Here is a 4,737-nt window from a genome sequence, read left to right as displayed (position 1 = left end):
GGGTGCGCCATCCCCGCAGGCAGGGTCGCCGTGCTGTCCGGTCTCGCGCGCGTCGACACCCACGGTGATCCGCAGCGGCACGGTGATGCCGACGGCGGTGCCGGAGGTGGGCGGTGCGGAACCGTCCGGCGGGAATCCGTCCGGGCCCGGCTTCGCCGCCGTCGGCGGTGCGCCCTCGGTGTGCGGCCGGTCCGGTGGCCGGAACAGTTCGTCGCGCAGCCGGGCCGCGTTCCCGGTCAGGGTGAGCCGGCTCAGCGCTTGCAGCACGCTGCTGACGCGCACTCCTTCGTTGGCCTTCCAGGCCAGGCGGTGCTCGCCCATGCCCGGCCGCCACGGCGTTCCGTCGGTGGCCAGGGGCCGGCCGTCGGGACCGGTCTCCGGCACGGCCGAGTGGTGCAGCGCGACGACTTCCCACTGGTCGTTGAAGACGGGTGAGCCGGAGGAACCCGGCGCGGTGTCGGTCACGTAGTGGACGAACAGGCCCAGCAGATCGACGATCTGGTTCTCGCGCAGGGCGAGTTGCTTGGGCTCGCCGTTGGGGTGCTGGATGATGTTGACCAACTCCCCGATGATGACCTTTCCTTGCGCCCCGTCCAGCGGCAGCCAGCCGAAGTCGGCGAGCCGCGCGTCCTCCTGGTCGCGCTCGGCCACCGCGACGACGGTGAAGTCCAGCTCACGGTCGGTGGCGAAGAAACCGTGGGGATCGATGCGGAAGGCCACCGGCACCAGCGGGCGCCCGTCCACGCCCGCCTGGAAGTCGAATTCGACGACGGCGTGAGCCGCTTCCTCCGGGCTCCTCAGTACGTGGTTGTTGGTGAGGAGGAGGGAAGGGGACACCATGAAACCGGTGCCGTAGTGTCCACCCTCCGGGGTGCGGACGCGGAGCCGCCCGATCGACCGGGCGGCCAGGTACCCTCCCTCCAGGAAGGCCACTTGGGTGAGGTTGTTGCGTCCCATCAGCCGTTCCAGGCCGAGGAGATCGGCGCCGAACGCGTCCGGTGACAGCGACAACGTACTGCCGGTCGTGGCGGCGGGCCGCGTCGGTATCTGCTCGATCGCCTTGGCGAGCGACCAGTCGGCGTTCAGTCGCGCCAGCCGTCTCTGGACCCGGCCGGGCTCGTCGGCGTACAGCACGCCCCGGCCCGCGAGGGTCTGGAGGTTTTCCTCTCTCTGCCGGGTCCGGTCGCCGAAGCGTTTCGCGGCCTTCTCCAGCTGCGCCAGGTAATCCGTCTCCGCTTGAGGAACGCGTTCCACGGTGATCATCGAAGGTCTCCCTCGCTCCGCTCCCCTCCCCCATTGTGTCCACCGGTCACCGGCGATTTCTTCCCGTACGGATGGTCCCCGGTTCAAAAGTCACCTGGTCAACCAGCTGCGTTCCGTGCCCGGCTCCCGGCCGGGCGACAGCGGGTGTCCGGCGGATCCTCGCTGATCCGCCGGACACGTGGGTGACGCGGTGCGCTCCCGGTGTCAGTGAGCGTGCTGGTGCGTCCTCGGGTGGACGGGGGGCGGGGCGGGGCGCCCGGAGGGTGCGAGCCCGGGCGCCTTCTCCCGGGCGCCGTGGAAGCCGGCGGGCGAGGCGTACTCATACCCCGACCAGACGCCGCCGCCGCGCCATGCGGAGCCGTCCCAGACGTAGGCCGCGGCGAGCGTGCGGTAGTAGCCCTCCCCGCAGGACTGCCACCCGCCCCAGTCGAACACCAGCTCAGGCCCCCAGGGCCCGGGGAACTGGCCGCCCGCCTGGCCCGTGGCACCGTACTTCCAGTCGCTGCTGCGGCACACCGCCCAGCCGGAGCCGTTCCAGCGGTAGACGGTGGCCTGCGTGGCGGCCCAGCCGTCGGGCCGGGACAGACCGGTGCCGCATCCTTGGGTGAGCGCGTAGGTGTCGGAGTACGCGAGGTTGCCGGACAGCGTGCCGGGCCGCCGGTGGTCGATTCCCGCGTCACCGCGGACGCACAGGCCGGGACCGTTGTAGACGGTCACTCCTCTCGCCCAGGTCCACGCGCTCGCCGGCTGTGTCCAGACGGCGGCCACCAGCAAGGCGACGACCGTGCACAGCGCGGCCTTCAGGGTCAGGCGGATTGCTGCCATGGTCCCTCCGTTCGTCGATGCGCCCGCGCACTCCCGCGAGCCGTTCTGGACGGCGCGAGCCGTTCTGGACGGCGCGATCGGTTCCGCCGGGGATACCGGTCGGGCAAGGAGCGGTCGGCGGGATGCGCCGGGGACGGGTGACGTGGCCGGTGTACTCACGGCCCCACGGGGCGGGGTGCGTTCGGGACCGCGCACCGAGTGACCCCGATCGGGCGAGCCTCCATCGGCTCACCGCCTCCCACCATAGGTGACCCGATCGCCCCACGCCTGCCGGCAAGACACCCCGGAGGCCCCACCGGATTCGCTTCCGGTGGGGCCTCCAGGGTCAGTGGGAGGTCTGGGCGACCTGTTCGTAAGACACGGCAGCGCGGAATATCGCTGCGATCACCGCCCGGCTCGGAGAGTCGGGAACCGGTTCTCCGACGACATTCTTGCGACGACCTCCACGGGCGGGTCGTACCGGGCGAGCGTGACGGGTTCGCCCGTGCCCCTGCTCATCGAGCCGTCGCCGGCGCGGGCGATCACCGGGCGGCCGGGGTGGGCGGTCCGCGCGCCGATGGCGCAGGGCAGGGCGGAGCCCATGGTGCGCGGGGTGCCGGAGAAGGAGTACCGCGTGCCCTTGCGCGGCCGCAGCCGACCGCCCCGGACCGTCACGGTACCCGCGTCCCCGATGAGGATCGCGCCGTCCGGCAGGGCCTTGGACACCTCCCAGGTCACCACCTGCGGGCGCATCGGTGCGCCCGGGCCCGCGGCCTGCTCGCCGATCAGCTCCCACCACCGCCGGCCTGAGGAAGGAGCGGTCACCCTTGCGTTCCAGCAGGGGCAGCGGGCGTTCCGGCACCGCACCGGAACGACCCCGGGCCGATGCGTCAGCGACGGGCGCCCCGGGCCGGCCAGGACGTCGGGAAAGACAGTGGGATCAGTTCCTTGTACGTCTCGTCGCCGGGCAGGGGGACGACGAGCCACTGGCCGGGCGGGAACAGCCGGCCCTTGGTGAAGGCCAGTCCGCCGTAGACGGAGCGGAGGAAGGCGGGGACCGAGTCGCGGGGGACGTCGTGGAACTCCACGCCCTCGACGGTGATCTTCGCGTCGTCCTCGGGGAAGAGCCGGACGCTCACCGACGGCGGGCCCGCCAGCTCCACGAACGCCTCGTGCGGCAGTGAGCCGTCGGGGTCGGCCGCGGTGAACAGCGGGGCCGAGGTACGACGCGACGTGCGATCCGCCCCGATGTCGTCGGTGACCGATACCGACAGCCGGAACTCGTCCGCCAGCGCGCGTATCGCGGTGACCGCGGCCTCGGTGGTCGGCAGGTGTGCGTGCTCCATGGTCCCGATCATGCCCGACGGGAGGGCCGCCGGGCGGCGGCGGTCCGCGGCTACGATCCGTACACGGTTCCGGGGGCAGGTCCCGGATGGTGTGTGGTTTCGAGGAGTTGGGGGTTCCGCATGGTCGCGGGTCGTGTCGTCCGTTTCGACAGTTCGCGCGGTTACGGGTTCGTCGCGCCGGAAGGCGGCGGAGAGGATGTCTTCCTGCATGTGAACGATCTGTTGATCCCCGAGGAGTACGTGCGCCCGGGCCTGGTCGTGGAATTCGACGTGGAGAACGGCGAACGGGGGCCGAAGGCGTCGGACATCCGGCTCCCCGAGGGCGCCGAGCCCGGCGTGCCGCGGCGGCCGGGCGCGGCACCGCGGTCGGCGGTGCTGGACGAGTCCGGCCAGCCGATGTGCGACGTGCTCAGCGCCGCGGAGTACCGGCGCGAGGTGACGGAGCTGCTGCTGAACGCGAGCCCGCAGCTGACCGCGGAGCAGATCCTCGGCATCCGCGCCGCCCTGGTGAAGTCCAGCGAGAGCCACGGCTGGGTCGAGGACTGAACCGTGATCGGCGCGGCCGCCCCGTGAGGAGGCGGTCGGCCGGTTCCGCGACTTGCTGTAATGCCTGCTCCAATTGGAGCAGGCATTACGGTAAGATCGGCGCCCGACAGCGCCAAGAGCGGGACGACGGAAGGGTCTTCTGCATGACCGGCCCACGCACGAGTGGCAAGAAGCGCGCCAACGGCGTGGAGTCGCGGCAGCGCATTCTCGACGCGGCGGTGGCCATCGCGGGCGAACGCGGGTACGACGGCACGTCGATCGCGGCGGTCAGTGCCCGGTGCGGATTGCCCGCCAGCTCCATCTACTGGCACTTCAGGGACAAGGACGACCTGATCACCGCGGTCATCGAGCGCAGCTTCGAGACCTGGCTCGCGGCCGTCGAGCTGCCCGGCGAGGAAGCCGGCACTCTCCTGGACCGGGCCATGATCATGGCGGCGAACGTGGCCAAGTCCCTGGTGAACGAACCGGATTTCCTGCGTCTCGGCCTCATGCTCGCCCTGGAGCGGCGGCCCGAGGAGCCCCGGAGCCGGACGGTGTTCTTCCAGGTCCGGCACATCGCGCGGCAGCGGATCGAGGAAGTCGTCCGCTTCGTGCTGCCGCAGTTGGACGACGACGCGGTGCGCGTGCTCACCACCTACGCCATCGCCGGGGCCGACGGGCTGTTCGTCCAGCGGGAGTTCAACGGCGACAGCGTCGATCTGGTGGAGATGTTCCAGTTCCACGCCCGGCTGGTGTACGAGACGGGCCTGCGCATGGCCGCGGAGAGCGCGCGATGACC

At 71.5% G+C, this 4,737-nt stretch carries 6 protein-coding genes; 2 read left to right on the top strand and 4 right to left on the bottom strand.

Translation table 11 applies throughout. The annotated features are described in order from the left end of the window. From H5J33_RS23985 to H5J33_RS23970, 4 genes are all read right to left on the bottom strand, one after another. A partial coding sequence (locus tag H5J33_RS23985) for a serine protease (RefSeq protein WP_181796967.1) occupies positions 1-1,263 on the bottom strand: 1,263 nt, incomplete at its 3' end. A 204-nt stretch (positions 1,264-1,467) separates the two neighbouring features. Continuing rightward, a complete protein-coding gene (locus tag H5J33_RS23980; protein WP_181796966.1) occupies positions 1,468-2,088 on the bottom strand; it encodes a hypothetical protein in 621 nt (206 codons plus the stop codon). 384 nt (positions 2,089-2,472) lie between these two features. Then, positions 2,473-2,892 carry a thiamine pyrophosphate-dependent enzyme gene (locus H5J33_RS23975; RefSeq protein ID WP_309485477.1) on the bottom strand — a complete coding sequence of 140 codons (420 nt, stop codon included), beginning with the start codon at positions 2,890-2,892 and terminating at the stop codon, positions 2,473-2,475. Positions 2,893-2,957: 65 nt separating this feature from the next. Continuing rightward, complete coding sequence (locus tag H5J33_RS23970) at positions 2,958-3,413, bottom strand: hypothetical protein (protein ID WP_181796965.1); 456 nt, start codon at positions 3,411-3,413, stop codon at positions 2,958-2,960. Positions 3,414-3,533: 120 nt separating this feature from the next. Between H5J33_RS23970 and H5J33_RS23965 the strand changes: the two genes are divergently transcribed. Further along, positions 3,534-3,959 (top strand): cold-shock protein, encoded by a 426-nt coding sequence (locus tag H5J33_RS23965; RefSeq protein WP_181796964.1) that lies wholly within the window; start codon positions 3,534-3,536, stop codon positions 3,957-3,959. Between the two features lie 143 nt (positions 3,960-4,102). Further along, a complete protein-coding gene (locus H5J33_RS23960; RefSeq protein WP_181796963.1) occupies positions 4,103-4,735 on the top strand; it encodes a TetR/AcrR family transcriptional regulator in 633 nt (210 codons plus the stop codon). Positions 4,736-4,737: the final 2 nt, after the last annotated feature.

It is taken from the genome of Streptomyces sp. WELS2, from assembly GCF_013870595.1.
Classification (GTDB): domain Bacteria; phylum Actinomycetota; class Actinomycetes; order Streptomycetales; family Streptomycetaceae; genus Streptomyces.
The sequence above is the reverse complement of the archived record's forward strand: the minus strand, read 5'-3'. Positions and strand labels throughout refer to the sequence as shown.